At 70.6% G+C, this 19,823-nt stretch carries 14 protein-coding genes; 11 read left to right on the top strand and 3 right to left on the bottom strand.

Translation table 11 applies throughout. The annotated features are described in order from the left end of the window. Positions 1–25 precede the first annotated feature (25 nt). The 8 genes from nuoH (at position 26) to recQ (ending at position 10,589) form a co-directional block, all read left to right on the top strand. Positions 26–1,363, top strand: coding sequence for an NADH-quinone oxidoreductase subunit NuoH (gene nuoH, locus ACZ6B8_RS05740; RefSeq protein ID WP_471606475.1), 1,338 nt, complete (start codon positions 26–28; stop codon positions 1,361–1,363). Further along, on the top strand, positions 1,356–2,015 hold the full coding sequence (gene nuoI, locus ACZ6B8_RS05735; RefSeq protein WP_471606363.1) for an NADH-quinone oxidoreductase subunit NuoI: 660 nt from the start codon (positions 1,356–1,358) through the stop codon (positions 2,013–2,015). The genes nuoH and nuoI overlap by 8 nt, the downstream gene beginning before the upstream one ends. Continuing rightward, entirely contained in the window at positions 2,012–2,866 is an 855-nt protein-coding gene (locus tag ACZ6B8_RS05730) for an NADH-quinone oxidoreductase subunit J (protein ID WP_471084371.1), read from the top strand. The genes nuoI and ACZ6B8_RS05730 overlap by 4 nt, the downstream gene beginning before the upstream one ends. Continuing rightward, complete coding sequence (nuoK, locus tag ACZ6B8_RS05725; RefSeq protein ID WP_003974374.1) at positions 2,863–3,162, top strand: NADH-quinone oxidoreductase subunit NuoK; 300 nt, start codon at positions 2,863–2,865, stop codon at positions 3,160–3,162. The genes ACZ6B8_RS05730 and nuoK overlap by 4 nt, the downstream gene beginning before the upstream one ends. A 21-nt stretch (positions 3,163–3,183) precedes the next feature. After that, entirely contained in the window at positions 3,184–5,079 is a 1,896-nt protein-coding gene (nuoL, locus tag ACZ6B8_RS05720; RefSeq protein ID WP_471606362.1) for an NADH-quinone oxidoreductase subunit L, read from the top strand. Between the two features lie 5 nt (positions 5,080–5,084). Beyond that, positions 5,085–6,656, top strand: a complete 1,572-nt coding sequence (locus tag ACZ6B8_RS05715; RefSeq protein ID WP_471084377.1) for an NADH-quinone oxidoreductase subunit M — start codon at positions 5,085–5,087, stop codon at positions 6,654–6,656. Further along, positions 6,653–8,302 carry an NADH-quinone oxidoreductase subunit NuoN gene (nuoN, locus tag ACZ6B8_RS05710; protein WP_471084380.1) on the top strand — a complete coding sequence of 550 codons (1,650 nt, stop codon included), beginning with the start codon at positions 6,653–6,655 and terminating at the stop codon, positions 8,300–8,302. Before ACZ6B8_RS05715 ends, nuoN begins: the two co-directional genes overlap by 4 nt. A 178-nt stretch (positions 8,303–8,480) precedes the next feature. Further along, entirely contained in the window at positions 8,481–10,589 is a 2,109-nt protein-coding gene (gene recQ / locus ACZ6B8_RS05705) for a DNA helicase RecQ (protein WP_471606361.1), read from the top strand. Positions 10,590–10,640: 51 nt separating this feature from the next. Here the strand turns inward: recQ and fahA are convergent, their stop codons facing one another. Next, positions 10,641–11,954, bottom strand: a complete 1,314-nt coding sequence (fahA, locus tag ACZ6B8_RS05700) for a fumarylacetoacetase (protein ID WP_471606360.1) — start codon at positions 11,952–11,954, stop codon at positions 10,641–10,643. A gap of 462 nt (positions 11,955–12,416) precedes the next feature. Between fahA and ACZ6B8_RS05695 the strand changes: the two genes are divergently transcribed. Continuing rightward, on the top strand, positions 12,417–13,265 hold the full coding sequence (locus tag ACZ6B8_RS05695) for an HAD family hydrolase (protein WP_471084389.1): 849 nt from the start codon (positions 12,417–12,419) through the stop codon (positions 13,263–13,265). Positions 13,266–13,322: 57 nt separating this feature from the next. Here ACZ6B8_RS05695 and ACZ6B8_RS05690 read toward each other — a convergent pair whose 3' ends face one another. Together ACZ6B8_RS05690 and ACZ6B8_RS05685 are read right to left on the bottom strand one after the other, a co-directional pair. Next, complete coding sequence (locus tag ACZ6B8_RS05690) at positions 13,323–15,311, bottom strand: CocE/NonD family hydrolase (RefSeq protein WP_471606359.1); 1,989 nt, start codon at positions 15,309–15,311, stop codon at positions 13,323–13,325. 49 nt (positions 15,312–15,360) lie between these two features. After that, positions 15,361–16,875: a peptide MFS transporter gene (locus tag ACZ6B8_RS05685; protein ID WP_471084395.1), complete on the bottom strand. Its 1,515-nt coding sequence runs from the start codon at positions 16,873–16,875 to the stop codon at positions 15,361–15,363. A gap of 316 nt (positions 16,876–17,191) precedes the next feature. Between ACZ6B8_RS05685 and ACZ6B8_RS05680 the strand changes: the two genes are divergently transcribed. Both ACZ6B8_RS05680 and ACZ6B8_RS05675 read left to right on the top strand, forming a co-directional pair. Next, positions 17,192–18,202 carry a polyprenyl synthetase family protein gene (locus tag ACZ6B8_RS05680; protein ID WP_471084398.1) on the top strand — a complete coding sequence of 337 codons (1,011 nt, stop codon included), beginning with the start codon at positions 17,192–17,194 and terminating at the stop codon, positions 18,200–18,202. Between the two features lie 300 nt (positions 18,203–18,502). Beyond that, complete coding sequence (locus ACZ6B8_RS05675) at positions 18,503–19,762, top strand: LolA family protein (RefSeq protein ID WP_471606358.1); 1,260 nt, start codon at positions 18,503–18,505, stop codon at positions 19,760–19,762. Positions 19,763–19,823 lie beyond the last annotated feature (61 nt).

The raw sequence follows: 19,823 nt of genomic DNA, 5'->3' as shown, positions 1-19,823 counted from the left end.
ACCGCTTGCGGCGGAGGACCTGTCCATGTTCGGCCGCGACCCCTGGTGGCTGGTCGTCGTCAAGGCGGTCTTCTGCTTCGCCTTCCTGATGGTGACGGTGCTGCTCGCCATCGTCTGGGAGCGCAAGGTCGTGGCCTGGATGCAGCTGCGCATCGGCCCCAACAGGAACGGCCCCTGGGGTCTGCTGCAGTCCCTCGCGGACGGCGTCAAGCTGATGCTCAAGGAAGACGTGATCGTCAAGCGCGCGGACAAGGTGGTCTACGTCCTCGCGCCGGTCGTCGCCGCCATCCCGGCCTTCATGGCGATCGCCGTGATCCCCTTCGGGCCCGCGGGCAACGAGGTGTCGATCTTCGGTCACCGCACCACGATGCAGCTCACCGACCTGCCGATCGCGATGCTCTACATCCTCGCGGTCGCCTCCGTCGGCATCTACGGCATCGTGCTCGCCGGCTGGAGCTCGGGGTCGACGTACCCGCTCCTGGGCGGCCTGCGCTCCTGCGCGCAGATGATCTCGTACGAGATCGCGATGGGCGCGGCCTTCGCCTCGGTCTTCCTCTACTCCGGGTCGATGTCGACGTCGGCGATCGTGGAGGCGCAGGCGGACCGCTGGTACGTGCTGCTGCTGCCCGTCTCGTTCATCATCTACATCATCACGATGGTCGGCGAGACCAACCGCGCGCCGTTCGACATGCCGGAGTCCGAGGGCGACCTCGTCGGTGGCTTCAACACCGAGTACTCCTCCATCAAGTTCGCGATGTTCATGCTCGCCGAGTACGTCAACATGGTCACCGTCTCGGCGGTCTCGGCCACGCTCTTCCTCGGCGGCTGGCGGGCCCCGTACCCGATCAGCACCTTCTGGGAGGGCGCGAACCACGGCTGGTGGCCGATGCTCTGGTTCATCGTCAAGGTCCAGCTGCTGCTGTTCTTCTTCATCTGGCTCCGCGGCTCGCTGCCCCGCGTCCGCTACGACCAGCTGATGAAGCTCGGCTGGAAGGTCCTGATCCCGGTCTCGGTCGTCTGGCTGATGCTCGTGGCCACCGTCAGGGCGATGCGGAACGAGGACTACGAATTCACCTCGATCGCCCTCTACGTGGGCGGCGGCGTCATCGCACTCCTGCTGCTCTCCGTGGTCGTGGACATCTTCCGCGACAAGCGCGAGAAGGAAGCCGCCGCCGAAGAGGAGCAGCCGGCCGCCTTCGACCCGATGGCGGGCGGATTCCCCGTCCCGCCGATGCCCGGCCAGAGCCTGCCACCCGTGCCGCGCCGACGCTCGCGCCAGGAGCGGGAGTTGATTGTCAGTGGTGGGCCGGATACTCAAAGTGACGGAACCCGAAGTGACGGAAAGGAGGCGTCCGATGGCTGAGTCGAACCAGGAGTCCCACGAGTCGAACCAATCGAAGCAGGGGTTCCAGAACCCTGTCGCGGGCTTCGGCGTGACCTTCAAGGCCATGTTCAAGAAGCGGCTGACCGAGCAGTATCCGGAGCAGCAGAAGACCACCGCTCCCCGCTTCCACGGCAGGCACCAGCTGAACCGCCATCCGGACGGCCTGGAGAAGTGCGTCGGCTGTGAGCTCTGCGCCTGGGCCTGTCCCGCGGACGCCATCTACGTGGAGGGCGCGGACAACACCGACGAGGAGAGGTACTCGCCCGGCGAGCGGTACGGCCGCGTCTACCAGATCAACTACGCCCGCTGCATCCTGTGCGGCCTGTGCATCGAGGCGTGCCCCACGCGCGCGCTGACGATGACGAACGAGTTCGAGCTGGCCGACACCAGCCGCGAGAACCTCATCTACACGAAGGAGCAGCTGCTCGCCGGTCTCGAGGAGGGCATGGTCGACAGCCCGCACTCGATCTTCCCCGGCGCGGACGAGCAGGACTACTACCGCGGTCTGGTGACCGAGGCCGCTCCGGGGACGGTGCCCCAGGTCGCCCTCTCCAAGGGGGAGACGCCGCAGGAGGCCGCCTCGGACTTCGGTGACGGCGAGCCGGCGTCGGAGCAGGTGATCGGCCGATGACGCAGCTCGCCGCCTACTCCACCTCCACCGGCGAGGCCTTCCAGTTCTGGGTGCTCGGCACGGTCGCGGTGATCGGCGCCCTGTGCACCATCCTCATGAAGAAGGCCGTGCACAGCGCCCTCTGCCTGGCCGGGACCATGATCATCCTTGCGGTGTTCTACCTGGCCAACGGCGCGTACTTCCTGGGCATCGTGCAGATCGTCGTCTACACCGGCGCGATCATGATGCTCTTCCTCTTCGTGGTCATGCTCGTCGGCGTCACCGCGGCCGACTCGCTCACCGAGACCATCAAGGGGCAGCGCTGGCTGGCCCTGCTCTGCGGCCTCGGCTTCGCGGTGCTGCTCTTCGCGGGCATCGGCAACGCCTCGATGAAGGAGTTCAACGGCCTCGGCAAGGCGAACTCCGGCGGCAACGTGGAGGGCCTCGCCCAGCTCATCTTCACCAAGTACGTCTTCGCCTTCGAGATCACCGGTGCCCTGCTCATCACGGCGACGGTCGGCGCGATGGTGCTCACCCACCGCGAGCGCACGGAGCGCGCCAAGACCCAGCGCGAGCGGTCCGAGGAGCGCGTGCGCGCGGGCAAGCACCTGCCGCCGCTGCCCGCCCCGGGTGTGTACGCGCGGCACAACGCCGTGGACATCGCGGGCCTGCTCCCCGACGGCACCCCGTCGGAGCTCACCGTCAACAGGACGCTGCGCGAGCGCGGCCAGATCCGCGACGTGTCGAACGAGGCGCTGGACGACCTGCGGGCGCTCGAACAGCGCTCCACCGACCGGCTTGAGCGGCCCGACCTCCGGCGGTCCGACGCCGGGCGACCCGAGGCCGGGCGGACCGAGGAGGCGTCGAAGTGAACCCCGTCAACTATCTGTATCTCGCCGCCCTGTTGTTCACGATCGGTGCGACCGGCGTGCTCATCAGGCGGAACGCGATCGTGGTGTTCATGTGCATCGAGCTCATGCTCAACGCCTGCAACCTCGCGTTCGTCGCCTTCTCCCGGATGCACGGCAACCTCGACGGCCAGATCATCGCGTTCTTCACGATGGTCGTCGCCGCCGCGGAGGTCGTGGTCGGGCTGGCGATCATCGTGTCGCTGTTCCGTTCCCGCCACTCGGCCTCGGTCGACGACGCCAGCCTGATGAAGCTGTAAGGGGTCGCAGGAACCGTGAAAATGGAGAACCTGATCGCGCTGCTCGTCGCGGCGCCACTGCTCGGAGCGGCCGTACTGCTGTGCGGCGGGCGGGCGTTGGACCGCGTGGGCCACTGGCTCGGCACGCTCCTCGCCGCCGCCTCCTTCGTCGTCGCCGTCGTACTGTTCACCGACATGCTGGGCAAGGGTGCCGAGGAGCGCTCGCTGTCCCAGCACCTCTTCAGCTGGATCCCCGTCGAGGGGTTCCAGGCGGACGTCGCCCTCCAGCTCGACCAGCTGTCGATGACGTTCGTCCTGCTGATCTCCGGAGTGGGCACCCTGATCCACGTCTACTCCATCGGGTACATGGAGCACGACGAGCGGCGCCGCCGCTTCTTCGGCTATCTGAACCTGTTCCTCGCGGCGATGCTCCTGCTGGTCCTCGCCGACAACTACCTGCTCCTCTACGTCGGCTGGGAGGGCGTCGGCCTCGCCTCGTACCTCCTGATCGGCTTCTGGCAGCACAAGCCCAGCGCGGCCACCGCCGCGAAGAAGGCCTTCCTGGTCAACCGGGTCGGCGACATGGGCCTGTCCATCGCCATCATGCTGATGTTCACCACCTTCGGGACCTTCGCCTTCGGGCCGGTCCTTCAGGCCACCGGTGACACGAGCGAGGGCAAGCTCACCGCCATCGGCCTGATGCTGCTGCTCGCCGCGTGCGGCAAGTCCGCGCAGGTGCCGCTGCAGTCCTGGCTCGGGGACGCGATGGAGGGCCCGACCCCGGTCTCGGCCCTGATCCACGCCGCCACGATGGTGACCGCCGGTGTCTACCTGATCGTCCGCTCCGGCGCGATCTTCAACGCGGCGCCGGACGCCCAGCTCGTCGTCACCGTCGTCGGAGCGGTCACGCTGCTCTTCGGTGCGATCGTCGGTTGCGCGAAGGACGACATCAAGAAGGCCCTCGCCGGGTCGACGATGTCGCAGATCGGCTACATGATCCTGGCCGCGGGCCTCGGCCCCGTCGGCTACGTGTTCGCGATCATGCACCTGGTGACGCACGGCTTCTTCAAGGCCGGGCTCTTCCTCGGCGCCGGCTCGGTCATGCACGGCATGAACGACGAGGTCGACATGAGGAAGTACGGCGGCCTCCGGACGTACATGCCGGTCACCTTCGTGACCTTCGGCCTCGGCTACCTCGCGATCATCGGCTTCCCCGGTCTGTCCGGCTTCTTCTCCAAGGACAAGATCATCGAGGCGGCGTTCGCCAAGGGCGGCACGGAGGGCTGGATCCTCGGCTCGGCGGCGCTCCTGGGCGCGGCCGTCACCGCTTACTACATGACCCGCGTGATGATCATGACCTTCTTCGGCGAGAAGCGCTGGCAGCCGGACGCGGAGGGCAATGACCCGCACCCGCACGAGTCCCCGAAGTCCATGACCATCCCGATGATCGTGCTCGCCTTCGGCTCGGTGTTCGCGGGCGGGTTCTTCAGCTTCGGCGACCGCTTCCTGCACTGGCTGGAGCCGGTCACCGGGCACGACCACGGCGACTCGCCGCTGAGCGCGGCCACGGTCACGGGCGCCACCATGGTGGTCCTCGTCATCGGCGTCGCCCTCGCCTACGTCCAGTACGGACGCCGGCCCGTCCCGGTCACCGCCCCGCGCGGCTCGCTGCTCACCCGTGCCGCCCGCCGCGACCTGCTCCAGGACGACTTCAACCACGTCGTCCTGGTCCGCGGCGGCGAGCACCTGACGCGGTCCCTGGTCTACGTCGACCACACCCTGGTCGACGGGGTCGTCAACGGCACGGCGGCCTCGGTCGGCGGCCTCTCCGGCCGGCTGCGCAAACTGCAGAACGGCTACGCCCGCTCCTACGCGGTCTCGATGTTCGGCGGCGCTGCGGTACTCATCGCCGCGACCCTGCTGATGAGGGCGGTCTGATACCGATGTCCTTTCCCCTCCTGACAGCGACGGCGGTCCTGCCGGCGGTCGGCGCGATCGCCACGGCCGCCGTCCCGGCCGCCCGGCGGACGGCCGCCAAGTGGCTCGCCCTGCTCGTCTCGCTCGCCACGCTCGGCCTCGCGGCCACCGTGCTCGTACGGTTCGACCCGGACGGCGGCCGCTATCAACTGACCGAGTCGCACGCCTGGATCGCGGACTTCGGGGTGCGCTACGAGCTCGGCGTGGACGGCATCGGCGTCGCCCTCGTCGCGCTCACCGCGCTCCTGATGCCCTTCATCATCCTGGCGGGCTGGCACGACGCCGATCCCCTGGAGACCAAGTCGTCGCGCTGGCGCCCGACCCAGGGCTTCTTCGCCCTGATCCTGGGCGTCGAGGCGATGGTGATCATCTCCTTCGAGGCCACCGACGTCTTCCTCTTCTACATCTTCTTCGAAGCCATGCTCATCCCGATGTACTTCCTCATCGGCGGCTTCGGGGACCGCGCCCACGCGGGCAGCGACGAGAACGCCTCGGCCCAACGCTCGTACGCGGCCGTGAAGTTCCTCCTCTACAACCTCGTCGGCGGCCTCATCATGCTGGCCGCGGTGATCGGTCTCTACGTAGTGGCCGGAACGTTCTCACTGCAGGACATCATCGAGGCCCGCGCCAACGGCACGCTCTCCATGGAGACCAGCACCGAGCGGTGGCTGTTCCTCGGCTTCTTCTTCGCCTTCGCGGTGAAGGCGCCGCTGTGGCCGCTGCACACCTGGCTGCCGAACGCGATGGGCGAGTCCACCGCGCCGGTCGCCGTGCTGATCACGGCCGTCGTCGACAAGGTCGGCACGTTCGCGATGCTGCGGTTCTGCCTCGGGCTCTTCCCCGAGGCGAGCGAATGGGCGACGCCGGTCATCCTCGTCCTCGCCCTGATCAGCATCATCTACGGGGCGCTGCTCGCCGTCGGCCAGCGCGACATCAAGCGCCTGGTGGCGTACGCGTCGATCTCGCACTTCGGCTTCATCGTCCTCGGCATCTTCGCGATGACCTCGCAGGGCCAGTCCGGCGCGACGCTCTACATGGTCAACCACGGCATCTCGACCGCCGCGCTGATGCTGGTGGCCGGCTTCCTGATCTCGCGGCGCGGCTCGCGGCTCATCGCCGACTACGGCGGTGTGCAGAAGGTCGCCCCGGTGCTCGCCGGCACCTTCCTGATCGGCGGCCTCGCCACCCTGTCGCTCCCCGGGCTCGCGCCCTTCGTGAGTGAATTCCTCGTCCTGGTCGGCGCGTTCGCGCGCTACCCGGTGGTGGGGATCATCGCGACCATCGGCATCGTGCTCGCCGCGCTGTACACGCTCGTCCTCTACCAGCGGACGATGACCGGCCCCGTGAAGGCGGAGGTCTCGGCCATGCCCGACCTGCGGGTGCGTGAGCTGGTCGTGGTGGCCCCGCTGATCGCCCTCCTGATCGGCCTCGGGGTCTACCCGAAGCCGCTCACCGACCTGGTGAACCCGGCGGTCAAGCACACCATGTCCGACGTCCAGAAGAAGGACCCCAAGCCCGATGTGGAGGCGGCCAAGTGAGCGCATCAGCCGTCCACAGCCTGTGGACAACCGCGGCCGATCCCATCGACAAGATCGACGCACCCAACATCGAGTACGGACAGCTGTCGCCGACGTTGATCGTCATCGGCGCGGCCGTCATCGGAGTGCTCATCGAAGCCTTCGTCCCGCGCAAGTCCCGCTACTACGCCCAGTTGTTCGTTTCTGTGGTCGCCCTGGCCGCCGCGTTCGCCGCGGTCGTCGGGCTCGCGGCCCGCGGCTTCGGCACCACCAAGGCGCAGGTCGCCGCGATGGGTGCCATCGCGGTCGACGGTCCCGCGCTCTTCCTGCAGGGCACCATTCTGCTCACCGGCATCGTCGCGATCTTCACCTTCGCCGAGCGCCGCCTCGACCCGGTGGCGCACGGCAACCGCGTCGACTCCTTCGTCGCGCAGGCCGGCTCCGTGCCGGGCAGCGAGAGCGAACAGGCCGCCACCAAGGCCGGGTTCGCCACCACCGAGGTGTTCCCGCTGGCGCTCTTCGCCATCGGCGGCATGCTCGTCTTCCCGGCGGCCAACGACCTCCTGACGCTCTTCATTGCGCTGGAGGTCTTCTCCCTGCCGCTGTACCTGCTCTGCGCGCTCGCCCGCCGCAAGCGCCTGATGTCGCAGGAAGCCGCCGTCAAGTACTTCCTGCTCGGCGCCTTCGCCTCGGCGTTCACGCTCTTCGGCATCGCGCTCCTGTACGGGTACGCGGGCTCGGTGTCGTACGCGACGGTCGCGGACGTCGTCGAGGGCAACGTGAAGACCGTGGACCCGGCGCTCGCCGACACCATGGGCAACGACGCGCTGCTCCTGATCGGCGTGGCGATGGTGGTGATGGGGCTGCTCTTCAAGGTGGGCGCGGTGCCCTTCCACATGTGGACCCCGGACGTGTACCAGGGCGCCCCGACGCCCGTCACCGGCTTCATGGCGGCGGCGACGAAGGTGGCCGCGTTCGGCGCGCTCCTCCGTCTCCTCTACGTGGTCCTGCCGGGCCTGCGCTGGGACTGGCGGCCGGTGATGTGGGCTGTCGCGATCATCACGATGCTGGGCGGCGCGATCATCGCGATCACCCAGACCGACATCAAGCGGCTCCTGGCGTACTCGTCCATCGCGCACGCCGGCTTCATCCTCGCCGGTGTGATCGCGACCACTCCGGACGGCATCTCCTCGGTCCTCTTCTACCTGGGCGCCTACTCCTTCGTGACCATCGGCGCCTTCGCCGTCGTCACACTGGTGCGGGACGCGGGCGGCGAGGCCACGCACCTGTCCAAGTGGGCCGGGCTCGGCCGGCGGTCCCCGCTGGTCGCCGCGGTCTTCGCGGTCTTCCTGCTCGCCTTCGCCGGCATCCCGCTGACCTCCGGCTTCGCCGGGAAGTTCGCGGTCTTCAAGGCGGCGGCGGAGGGCGGCGCCGGCGGGCTCGTCGTGGTCGGTGTGCTGTCGTCGGCGGTCGCCGCGTTCTTCTACATCCGCGTGATCGTCCTGATGTTCTTCAGCGAGCCGAAGGCGGACGGCCCCACGGTCGCCGTGCCGTCGCCGCTGACGATGACGGCGATCGGCGTGGGTGTCGCGGTGACGCTGGTCCTGGGTGTGGCCCCGCAGTACTTCCTGGACCTCGCGAACCAGGCGGGGGTCTTCGTCCGGTAGCCCGGTTCCTTTTCGTACGTGTGTTGCCGCCCGGCATCCCCAGCAGGGGTGCCGGGCGGCGGCCTGTGGATAACTGTCCGAGGTGTCGGTGCGGAGCCCTATCGTGGAGGCAGTGGTCGAGGCAGTGGCTGAGGCGGCGTGTACGGCGGGGGACAGGGCGATGGATGGGACCAGAGGCATGAGTGAGGTGACGGCGCCGGTATCGGCGTCGGACGTGGCGGCCGACGGCACGACCGGTGGCGCGAGCGGCGGGACGGCCGGCGGTGTGACGCAGAGCGACGCGCTGCGCACGCTCCACCGCGTCTTCGGATACGACGCGTTCCGCGGTGAGCAGGAAGCCGTCATCGACCACGTGGTGGGCGGTGGGGACGCCGTCGTCCTGATGCCGACCGGCGGCGGCAAGTCCCTCTGCTACCAGATCCCCGCCCTGGTCAGGCCGGGCACGGGCGTCGTGGTCTCGCCGCTCATCGCGCTCATGCAGGACCAGGTGGACGCGCTGCGGGCGCTCGGTGTGCGGGCCGGGTTCATCAACTCCACGCAGGACTTCGACGAGCGGCGCGTGATGGAGGCGGAGTTCCTCGCGGGCGAGCTCGACGTGCTCTATCTCGCGCCGGAGCGGCTGCGCCTCGACGCCACGCTGGACCTGCTGTCGCGGGCCAAGATCTCCGTCTTCGCCATCGACGAGGCGCACTGCGTCGCCCAGTGGGGCCACGACTTCCGCCCCGACTACCTGGCCCTCTCCCTCCTCGGCGAGCGCTGGCCCGACGTGCCGCGGATCGCCCTCACGGCCACGGCCACCCACGCCACGCACCGGGAGATCACCCAGCGGCTCGGCATGCCGGACGCCAAGCACTTCGTGGCGAGCTTCGACCGGCCCAACATCCAGTACCGCATCGTGCCGAAGGCCGAGCCGAAGAAGCAGCTCCTCGCCTTCCTGAAGGAGGAGCACGCGGGCGACGCGGGCATCGTCTACTGCCTGTCGCGCAATTCGGTGGAGAAGACCGCCGAGTTCCTCTGCAAGAACGGCATCGAGGCGGTCCCGTACCACGCGGGCCTGGACGCCGGCACCCGCGCGGCCCACCAGTCCCGCTTCCTGCGCGAGGAAGGCCTCGTGGTCTGCGCGACGATCGCCTTCGGCATGGGCATCGACAAGCCGGACGTCCGCTTCGTCGCCCACCTCGACCTGCCCAAGTCCGTCGAGGGGTACTACCAGGAGACGGGCCGCGCGGGCCGCGACGGCCTGCCCTCGACGGCCTGGATGGCGTACGGCCTGCAGGACGTCGTCCAGCAGCGCAAGCTGATCCAGGGCGGCGAGGGGGACGAGGCGTTCCGCCGCCGCGCCGCCGCCCACCTGGACTCGATGCTCGCGCTGTGCGAGACCGCGCGGTGCCGCCGCGCCCAGCTCCTGACCTACTTCGGCCAGGAGGCGACGGCCGAGGCGTGCGGCAACTGCGACACCTGCCTCACCCCGCCCGAGACCTGGGACGGCACGGTGGCGGCGCAGAAGGTGCTGTCCGCGGTCGTGCGCCTGCAGCGCGAGCGCGGCCAGAAGTTCGGCACGGGCCAGATCATCGACATCCTGCTCGGCAAGAAGACCGCGAAGGTCATCCAGTTCGACCACGACCAGCTCTCGGTCTTCGGCATCGGCGAGGAGCTGGCGGAGGGCGAATGGCGGGGCGTGGTACGACAGTTGCTGGCCCAGGGCCTGATCGCGGTCGAGGGGGAGTACGGCACGCTGGTGCTCACCGAGGAGAGCGGTTCCGTGCTGGCGCGCGAGCGTGAGGTGCGGCTGCGCAAGGAGCCGAAGCGGGCTCCGGCGGCGCGTGCCGCGAAGGGGGAGCGCAAGGCGAAGTCGGCGGCGGCGGTCGCCGAGCTGCCCCAGGAGGCGGTGCCGCTCTTCGAGGCGCTGCGGGCCTGGCGCGCGGCGCAGGCGAAGGAGCAGGGCGTCCCGGCGTACGTGATCTTCCACGACGCGACGCTGCGCGAGATCGCGACGCTGCGGCCGACGTCGGTGGCGGACCTGGCCGGCATCAGCGGCGTGGGCGAGAAGAAGCGGGCGACGTACGGCGAGGGCGTGGTCGAGGTCGTCGCGGAGCTCGCCGGCGCGGGGGCCGAACAGGACGGGGCGTCCGGAGCCGCCGCGACGACTCCGGCACCCGCTGCCAAGCCGACCCCGGCCCCGGCACCCGCCGCCAAGCCGACCCCAGCCCCATCCCCGGCCCCATCCCCAGCCCCTGCCCACGACGACGGCGGACTGGACTGGGACATGGAGGAGCCGGACTGGTGAGCGCCGGAGGGGCAGTGGCTCGGGCACCCGCCGCGCCGCCGCCCCCTCCCGCTAGCGGGCCGCCACGATCCGTCCCGTCACTTCGCCGAGGCCCACCTTCGTGCCGTGCGGGCCGGGGGCCCAGGCCGAGAGGGTGACCTCGTCGCCGTCCTCGAGGAAGGTCCGCTTGCCGTCGGGGAGTTCGAGGGGGTCGCGGCCGTTCCAGGTGATCTCGATCAGTGAGCCGTACTGGCCGGCCTCGGGACCGCTGACCGTGCCCGAGCCGTAGAGGTCGCCCGTGCGCAGGGAGGCGCCGTTGACCGTCATATGGGCGAGCTGCTGCGCGCCGGTCCAGTAGGTGGAGGAGAACGGCGGCTCGGAGATGACCTTGCCGTTGAGGGTGACCGTGATGCGCAGGTCGTAGCCGCCGGGCTCGTCGGCCGCGGACTCCGCGGAGTCGTCCAGGTAGGGCAGGAGCTGGTGGGTGCGCTCCGGAGGGGCGACCCGCGCCGCGTCCAGCGCCTCGAGGGGCGTGATCCACGCGGAGACCGAGGTGGCGAAGGACTTGCCGAGGAACGGGCCGAGAGGCACGTACTCCCAGGCCTGGATGTCGCGCGCCGACCAGTCGTTGAGGAGGGTGAGCCCGAAGACGTGCTCGCGGAAGTCCGCGAGGGGCACGGGGGTTCCGTGCGTCGAGGAGGCGCCGACCACGAAGCCCACCTCCGCCTCGATGTCGAGCCGGACCGAGGGGCCGAAGACGGGGGCGGTGTCGGAGGGCGCCTTGCGCTGGCCGGACGGGCGGACGACGTCCGTCCCGGAGACCACGACGGTGCCGGAGCGCCCGTGGTAACCGATGGGCAGATGCTTCCAGTTGGGCGTCAGCGGGGTCGGCGCGTCCGGCCGGAAGATCTGGCCCAGGTTGGTGGCGTGGTGCTCGGAGGCGTAGAAGTCGACGTAGTCCGCGACCTCGAAGGGCAGGTGCAGGGTCACGTCGGAGAGGTGGTGCAGCAGGGGGCGGACGGCCTCCCGGTGGGAGGGCACCGTCACCCACGCGGTGAGCGCGCGGCGTACGTCGGACCAGGCGCGGCGGCCCGCGGCGAGCAGCGGGTTCAGCGTGGGCCGGGCGAGCAGCGAGACGTAGGGGGAGCCGAGCGCGGCGGCCGCGGCGCCGGCGTCCAGGACGTGACTGCCGAGCCGTACCCCGACCCTGCGCCGGTTGTCCGCCTCGCCGGCCAGGGAGAACACGCCGTAGGGAAGGTTGTGCGGTCCGAAGGGGTCGCCCTCGGGCAGGCCGAAGGGGTCGCCCTCGGGATGACCGGTGGAACCGCCTCGGGGGAGGTCGGTGGAGTCACCGGCGGCCGGGTCGAGCGGGGTCTGCTCGGACATGCGTACCTGCCTCGCTTTCCATAGGGGTGTGCCACACGTTACGTGGGCGGGCCCCTGTTGCGGCAGTGTCCAAAGGGCGCGCAATGTCCGGATGGGCCTTGCTGGGCGGCCGATGGGGCCGCCGGATTCTCTCGGCGCCGGGGCGCGGGGTGGGGCGTAAAACCGACCCGGCCCCGACCCGGCCCCGGCCCGGCATCGACCCGCCACACCGACCCGCCGCCGCTCCGGCCCGGCACCCGGCCACCCCGGCCCCGCATCCGGTCGCCCCGGCCCGGCGCTCGGCGCCCTCCCGCGAGCCACCGCGGCGGCGCGCTCCGCATAGTCGGAATGAGGCATGCCGGAATCTAATCTTCCACTTTCCGGTGAACCGGCGGGCCCGCTGTCCCGTCCGGTCTCACCCGCCCGTATACGCACCTTGCCAAGCAGCTTCCCGCCGGGCCCAGGATCCGTATTCTCTGGATCATGTCCGCTCCCCTCGCATATGCACTCATCGCCACTGACCTGGACGGGACGCTGCTGCGCGGCGACGACACGGTCTCGGACCGGTCGCGGCGGGCGCTGGCCGCCGTGGGGGAGCAGGGCGCCCGGCACCTCGTGGTGACCGGCCGGCCCGCGCCGCGGGTGCGGCCCCTCTTCGACGCGCTCGGCTACGACGGCCTGGCCGTGTGCGGGCAGGGGGCGCAGCTCTACGACGCCGGGGCGGACCGGATGGTGTGGTCGGTGACGCTCGACCGCGAGCTCGCCGAGACGGCGCTGGGGAAGATCGAGGCCGAGGTCGGGGAGGTCTACGCGGCCGTCGACCAGGACGGCGTGGACGGCCTCACGCTCATCGAGCCGGGGTACGAGATGCCGCACCCCACGCTCCCGGCGGTGCGGGTGCCCCGTCGCGAGGTGCTGTGGGAGGAGCCCATCAGCAAGGTGCTGGTGCGTCATCCGCGGCTGCCGGACGACGAGTTGGCGGCCGTGGCGCGGGACGCGGTCGGCCCGCTCGCCACGGTGACGATGTCGGGGCCCGGCACGGTGGAGCTCCAGCCGTGCGGGGTGACCAAGGCGACCGGGCTCGCGCTGGCCGCGGAGCGGCTCGGCCTGACCGCCGCGGACACGGTCGCCTTCGGGGACATGCCCAACGACATCCCGATGTTCCTGTGGGCGGCGCACGGCGTGGCCATGGCCAACGCGCACGGCGAACTCAAGGCGGTGGCCGACGAGTTGGCGCTCTCGAACGAGGACGACGGCGTCGCCGTCGTCCTCGAACGCCTTCTCCAGGGCCGGGCCAGGCCCGCGCTGCCGGTCTGTGGCCGCTGGAACTAGGCCCCGCCCGGCACGAAGAGCCGGGAAACTGCCCGCCCGAAACGAAGGGCCGGGAGACTATCCGGCCGTCCGCCGGATCCGCTTCTCCCAGGTGCGGTGGAAGACGACCTCGCCGCCGTCCTTGCACACCACCTCGTTCGCGGTGATGAAGTCCGCCGCGTCGCAGCTGATCTCCGAGCGGGTCTCCACCGTGACGTCCCAGCCGAGTTCGGGCCGGTGCAGCCGGATCCGCCAGTCCGAGCGGGTGCGGGCGCTGAGCGGATCGTCCTCCTGGATCGTGTATGTCTCCAGGGCGTCCTCGGCGAATTCGAGGCCGTCGGGGTACACGCGCGTGCCGCCGTAGCGCGGGTCGACCTCCAGGCGCCACTCGCCCTTGGCGACGTCCCGTACCACCAGGCGTTCGGGCCGCTGTTCGTCCAGGGTGGCCGGGTACACCACGCCCAGTGGCGGCGACTGCTCGGCCGGCTCGAAGGTGATCGCCGGATCGAGGCCGCCCTCGCGCACCGGCAGTTCCAGCGTGCTGCCCACCGGGTCGAGCGTGAAGCCCACCGAGTCGGCCTGCGGCCAGATCCACGGCCAGTACGCGGAGGAGACCGCGAGCCGGATGCGGTGGCCCGGCGGGAAGGTGTGGCCGATGCCGTTGAGCTCGAAGGTCACGTCCTCGGTGGCGCCGAGCGGCCAGGCGTCCGCGCGGTCCCGGCCGTTGCGGGCCGAGAGGTTGAGCACGCCCCGGGTGACCAGGGTGGAGGAGCCGTCCGGCGCGACGTCGCAGACGCGGGCGACGGCCTGCCCGTACGGCACGTCCATGCGCAGCCGCAGCGTCACCTTGGGGCGGCCGAGGATCCGGACCTCGGCGGGCACCTCGAACTCGAAGCACGCCGACTTCGCGTCCTCGTCCCGCTGGTCGGGCGGCAGGTCGGCGTCGTTGCCGAACGGGAAGTACCGCCCCGCGTCCAGGCCGGTGTGCTGCGGGGAGTCGACGACGACGGGGGTGCCCTGGAGGGCGTACGCGACGGGGGTGACGTTCGGGGAGGGCCAGGACGGGTCGCCCACCCAGCCGCCGCTCAGCTCCGGGTAGACCGTGGCCGGCGGGTGCGAGTCGCTGATCCACGAGCGCAGCTTCGGCTCGGCCATGATCCCGGTGTCGACGCCCTTGAGGTGCTGGTCCCACCAGCGCAGGGTCTCCTGGAGGAAGCCGATCGCGGGACCCGGCGGCAGGCCGCGGTCCGGGTACTGGTGCGACCAGGGGCCGATCAACCCCCGTACGTCGCCCGGGAGGTGCTCCACCAGTCGGAGCACCGTGTCGCGGTACGGGTCGTGCCAGCCGCCCACCGCGAGCACCGCGGCGCCGATCGCGGAGTAGTCCTCGCAGACGCTGCCGTGCCGCCAGTAGGCGTCGCGGGTCTGGTGGTCCAGCCAGGTGTGGATGAAGGGCTCGACGGCCTCCAGACGGGTCAGCCACATGTCGCGCCACGCGTCGCCGACGAAGGACGGGTCCGGCGGCCGGGAGACGAACGCGAGCATGGTCGCCGCCCACGCGTGCATGTCGACGGCGAGGACGGAGCCGCCCATGTAGTGCACGTCGTTGTCGTAGCGGTCGTCGGCCGAGCAGACCGTGACGACCGCCTTGAGCGGCTCGGGGGCGAGCGCGGCGAGCTGCAGGGAGTTGAAGCCGCCCCAGGAGATGCCGAACATGCCGACCTTGCCGCTCGACCACTCCTGCGCGGCCAGCCAGTTCACCACCTCGACGCCGTCGGCGAGCTCCTGCGCGGAGTACTCGTCGGTGGGCAGGCCCTCGCTGTTGCCGTGCCCGCGCACGTCGACGCGCACGGAGGCGTAGCCGTGGCCCGCGTACCAGGGGTGGCGCTGCCAGTCGCGCGGCGCCGTCCAGTCACTGAGGCGGTAGGGCAGGTACTCCAGGAGCACGGGGACGGGTTCGTCGGTGACCGGGCGCCACACGCGCGCGTAGAGCCGGGTCCCGTCGGCGAGGGGCACGCGGATGTCCTCGCGGGTCGTCTCGTACGGGAAGGAGTCTCGGATCTGCATGAGTGGAACCTCGGTGGACGGGGGTGTCCCGGTGGTCGGCCGGGTGGTCTCAGTGGACGGGGTGCATGGTGCGGCGCAGCCAGGGCGCCAGGGTGATCACGGCGATGCCGGCGAGCACGGCGATCGTGCCGTTCACGCCGAAGTACGCCGGGTTGGAGACCTCGCCGTACACCTTCACGACCTGCGCCTGGATGCCGTTGGCCAGCGCGAGGGAGAGGAACCAGAGGGCCATGGTCTGGCTGGCGAAGGCCTTCGGGGCGAGCTTGGTCGTCGCCGACATGCCCGAGGTCTCCACGAGGATGTCGCCGAGGCCGAGCAGCAGGTACGAGCCGACGATCCACCAGACCGCCATCTTGTACGTGTCGTCGCCGTGCCCCGAGGTGGGCAGGACCATCAGCAGGAACGACAGGCCGCCCAGGACCACACCGAACGCGATCTTGTTGGAGGCGTGCGGCTGGCGGTGGCCCATCCGGGCCCAGACCGCGGCGACGACGGGCGCGAGGGCGACCTCGAAGGCGCCGAGCGCGGAGGCGTACCAGCTGGCCGGGAAGTGGTAGCCGAAGATCGAGGTCTCGGCGTTGGTCGAGGCCAGCAGGATCATCGTCGAGTAGGCCTGGAAGAGGATGAAGTTGAAGACGACCGAGGCGAGGAAGAGGACCACGTAGGGCCTGAGCCGGCCGCGTTCCTCGGCGCTCACGCGCGGGCTGCGGAACATCACCGCGAAGTAGACGACGGGGGCGATCACCGAGACGAGGGTGAGCAGGTCGACGAAGCGGTCCATGGTCAGCCAGCCGACCCCGGCGAGCAGCCCCGCGAGGGCGGCGAACACGACGAGCCCGGCGACGATCAGGAGGACCGCGCGGCGCATCGCTTCCCTCGGCAGCGCGAACTCGGCGGAGGCCTTGCGCCCGGCGAGGTGCCGGCGGCCGAGCACGTACTGGACCAGGCCGAACGTCATGCCGATCGCGGCGGCCGAGAAGCCCCAGTGCCAGCCCTTGTGGTCGCCGAGCCAGCCGGTGATCAGCGGGCCCGCGAAGGCGCCGATGTTGATGCCCATGTAGTAGAGCGCGAAGCCGGCGTCGCGCCGGTCGTCGTCGGTGCGGTAGAGCTTGCCCACCATCGAGGCGACGTTCGGCTTGAGCAGGCCGGTGCCGGCGCTGATCAGGCCGAGGCCCACCCAGGTCATCGTCGCCGTCGGCACGGCCATCGAGTAGTGGCCGCAGGCGATGAGGATGCCGCCCCACAGGACCGCCCGGTAGGAGCCGAGGATACGGTCGGCGAGCCAGCCGCCGGCCACGGAGACCAGGTAGACCAGCGTGCCGTAGGCCGCCGAGACCGACGCGGCCGTCCCGGCGTCCATCCCCATCCCGTCGTGGGCGACGGAGTCGGCGAAGTAGAGGACCAGGATGGCCTGCATGCCGAGGAACGAGAAACGCTCCCAGACCTCCAGGCCCGACAGGGTGAGCAGGCCCCGGGGCTGCCCGAGGAAGGCATGGTCGTCGCCCGGCGGTGGCTCGCCTTCCGGCTCGGCGGGCGGCTCGTACGCGGCCGTGGTGCGGGACAAAGAGCCTTCTCCCGGTCGTTACGGTTCTTGTGGGTGCGGGACGGTCTTCTCGGTCTTATGGGCTGATCAAGAACATACCGGTGACCCCCGTCCGCCGCGCGGCCTGGTCCGCCCGGGCGGCCGGGAGGGCTCGCGCGCCGCGCCGACCGGAGCGGTGGTGTGCGACGGGCGGGCAGGTGCTCGCCGTGATCGAAAGTCGACCGGATACGCTGACTTGAGTGATGGCAGCGACACATCGACAAACCCGTGTCATCGACCGAGATCCAATGATCGACCGAGTTGGCCATGTGATCGTCAGCAGACAGGAGAACCTCTCGTGACCGTCGTCGGGCCTTTCGGGCTGAGCGTGCGGGACCAGGCTCTCGAAGCCGATGTCCAGGTCGGGTTGGCGGCTGTCGAGGAGGGACTGCTCGAGGCCACCAAGAGCGAGGTCCCCTTCATCACGGAGGCCGCCCAGCACCTCGTCCGTGCCGGGGGCAAGCGTTTCCGTCCGCTGCTCGTGATGCTCGCCGCCCAGTTCGGCGACCCCGACGCGCCGGGCATCGTCCCCTCCGCCGTGGTCGTCGAGCTGACGCACCTCGCGACGCTGTACCACGACGACGTGATGGACGACGCCGAGGTGCGCCGCGGGGTCGAGAGCGCCAACCAGCGCTGGGGCAACTCCGTCGCCGTGCTGACCGGTGACTTCCTCTTCGCCCGCGCCTCGTACATCCTGGCCGACCTCGGCCCGGAGGCCGTCCGGATCCAGGCCGAGGCCTTCGAACGGCTGGTCACCGGCCAGATCCTGGAGACCGCGGGGCCCGCAGAGGGGCGCGACCCGGTCGACCACTACCTCGACGTGCTGCGCGGCAAGACCGGCTCGCTGGTCGCCGTGGCCTGCCGGTTCGGCGCGATGATGTCGGGCGCCGACGAGTCGGTGGTGAACGTCCTGACGCAGTACGGCGAGCGGCTCGGTGTCGCCTTCCAGCTCGCCGACGACGTCCTGGACATCGCGTCCGACTCGCACGAGTCGGGCAAGACGCCGGGCACCGACCTGCGCGAGGGCATCCCCACGCTGCCCGTGCTGCGGCTGCGCGAGCGGGCGGCGCGGCTCGGCCTCGCCGAGGACATCGCCCTGTGCGAGCTGCTCGACTCCGACCTCACGGACGACGCCCGGCACGCCGAGGCGCTCTCCCGGCTGCGCGAACACCCCGCCCTGGAGCACGCCCGCCGGGACACCGTCTCCTACGCGGAGAGCGCGCGGGCCGCGCTGGGACCGCTGCCGGAGGGCGACGCGAAGGCGTCCCTGATCGAGCTCTGCGACCTGGTGGTGCACCGGGCGGGCTGATCCCGGTCCCGCAGTGCGGACGCGGCCATGTGACTCGTGTCACATGGCCGCGTTCTTTTTGCGTCTCCCCCCTCCCTTCCCCGGACCCCTACGGGACGGGGGAGGGAAGCCCGCCCCGTGTCATCCCAGAGCAGTACGCGGAGTTGCGCCCGGGGGCTGACGCTTCTCGGCGGCCGATTTGGTCGGATGGAGTCCACAGAGAACCCCCACTCCTGACCTGTTCGGGTGAGAATGGCGGCACGGGGTGGACGTAGGCACGTACAGGGAAGGCCGCCGCCGACCACGGAGGTAAGGCAGACAATGGCACCGTACGAACCGGAGAAGGACACCAGCGAGGCCGCGGACCTGCGCGTCGGCCGCCGCAAGGCGGCCCGTTACGCGGTCCCGATCGCGGTGGCGGGGGTGGCCGCGGCGACGATCGGGCTCGTACCGGCCCTGGCCACCTCGGGCGACCCGGACCTGCCGAAGGTCACCGCACAGGAACTCATCGAGAAGATCGCCGCGTCGGACACGCAGCAGCTCTCCGGCAACGTCAAGATCAGCACCGACCTCGGCCTGCCGTCGATCGGCGGCATGGCGGGCGGCTTCGGCGGCGGTGGCGGAGCGGACCGGGGTGGGGACGGCGGGGGCAAGGGCTCCGCGGCCGACCCCAAGGGCAAGCTCATGGAGCTGGCGTCCGGCACCCACACGCTGCGCGTGGCGGCCGACGGCCCCGACCGGCAGAAGGTGTCCGTCCTGGAGGACGCCGCCGAGTACAGCGTGATCCACAACGGCGACGACATGTGGGCGTACGACAGCGCCTCGAACGAGGCGTACCACGCGAAGGGCGAGGGCCGTGGTGCCGCCGAGCGGCACGGCAAGGGCGGCCGGGACGTCCCCGAGGGGATGCCGGCCACACCGAAGGAGTTCGCCGAGCAGGCCCTCAAGGCGGTCGACGGCACCACGTCCGTGACGGCCGACGGCACCGCGCAGGTCGCGGGCCGCGACGCGTACCGCCTGGTGATCAAGCCGAAGCAGTCCGGTTCGACGGTCGGCCGGATCACCGTCGCGGTGGACGCGGAGACCGGCACGCCGCTCAAGTTCACCCTCACCCCGGCCTCCGGCGGCGCGGCCGTCGTCGACGCGGGCTTCACGAAGGTCGACTTCGGCAAGCCGTCCGCGGCCACGTTCGACTTCACGCCGCCCAAGGGCGCGAAGGTCACCGAGGCCGACGAACACGCCGCGAAGGGCCGCGACTTCAAGGAGAAGGGCGGCAAGGGCGGCAAGGAGTTCGGCGAGGGCGACCTCGACGGCATCAACGTCATCGGCAAGGGCTGGGGCTCCATCGCGGAGCTGAAGCTGCCGGGCGGCCAGGGCCTGCCGAAGGCCGGTTCGGGCGACGTCCCGCAGGACGCGCAGAAGCTGCTCGACTCGCTGGGCGACCAGGTCGACGGGAAGTTCGGCTCCGGCACGGTCTTCTCGACGCGCCTGGTCAACGCCCTGATCACCGACGACGGCACGGTCTACGTCGGCGCGGTCACCAAGGACGCGCTGGTGAAGGCGGCCGACGCGGCGCACTAGCGGGCGCCGGACGACTCAGGGGTACGGCGGATGGAAGGTGCCGGCGCGGCACCTTCCATCC

This window comes from Streptomyces sp. NPDC041122, from assembly GCF_055592445.1.
The sequence above is the reverse complement of the archived record's forward strand: the minus strand, read 5'-3'. Positions and strand labels throughout refer to the sequence as shown.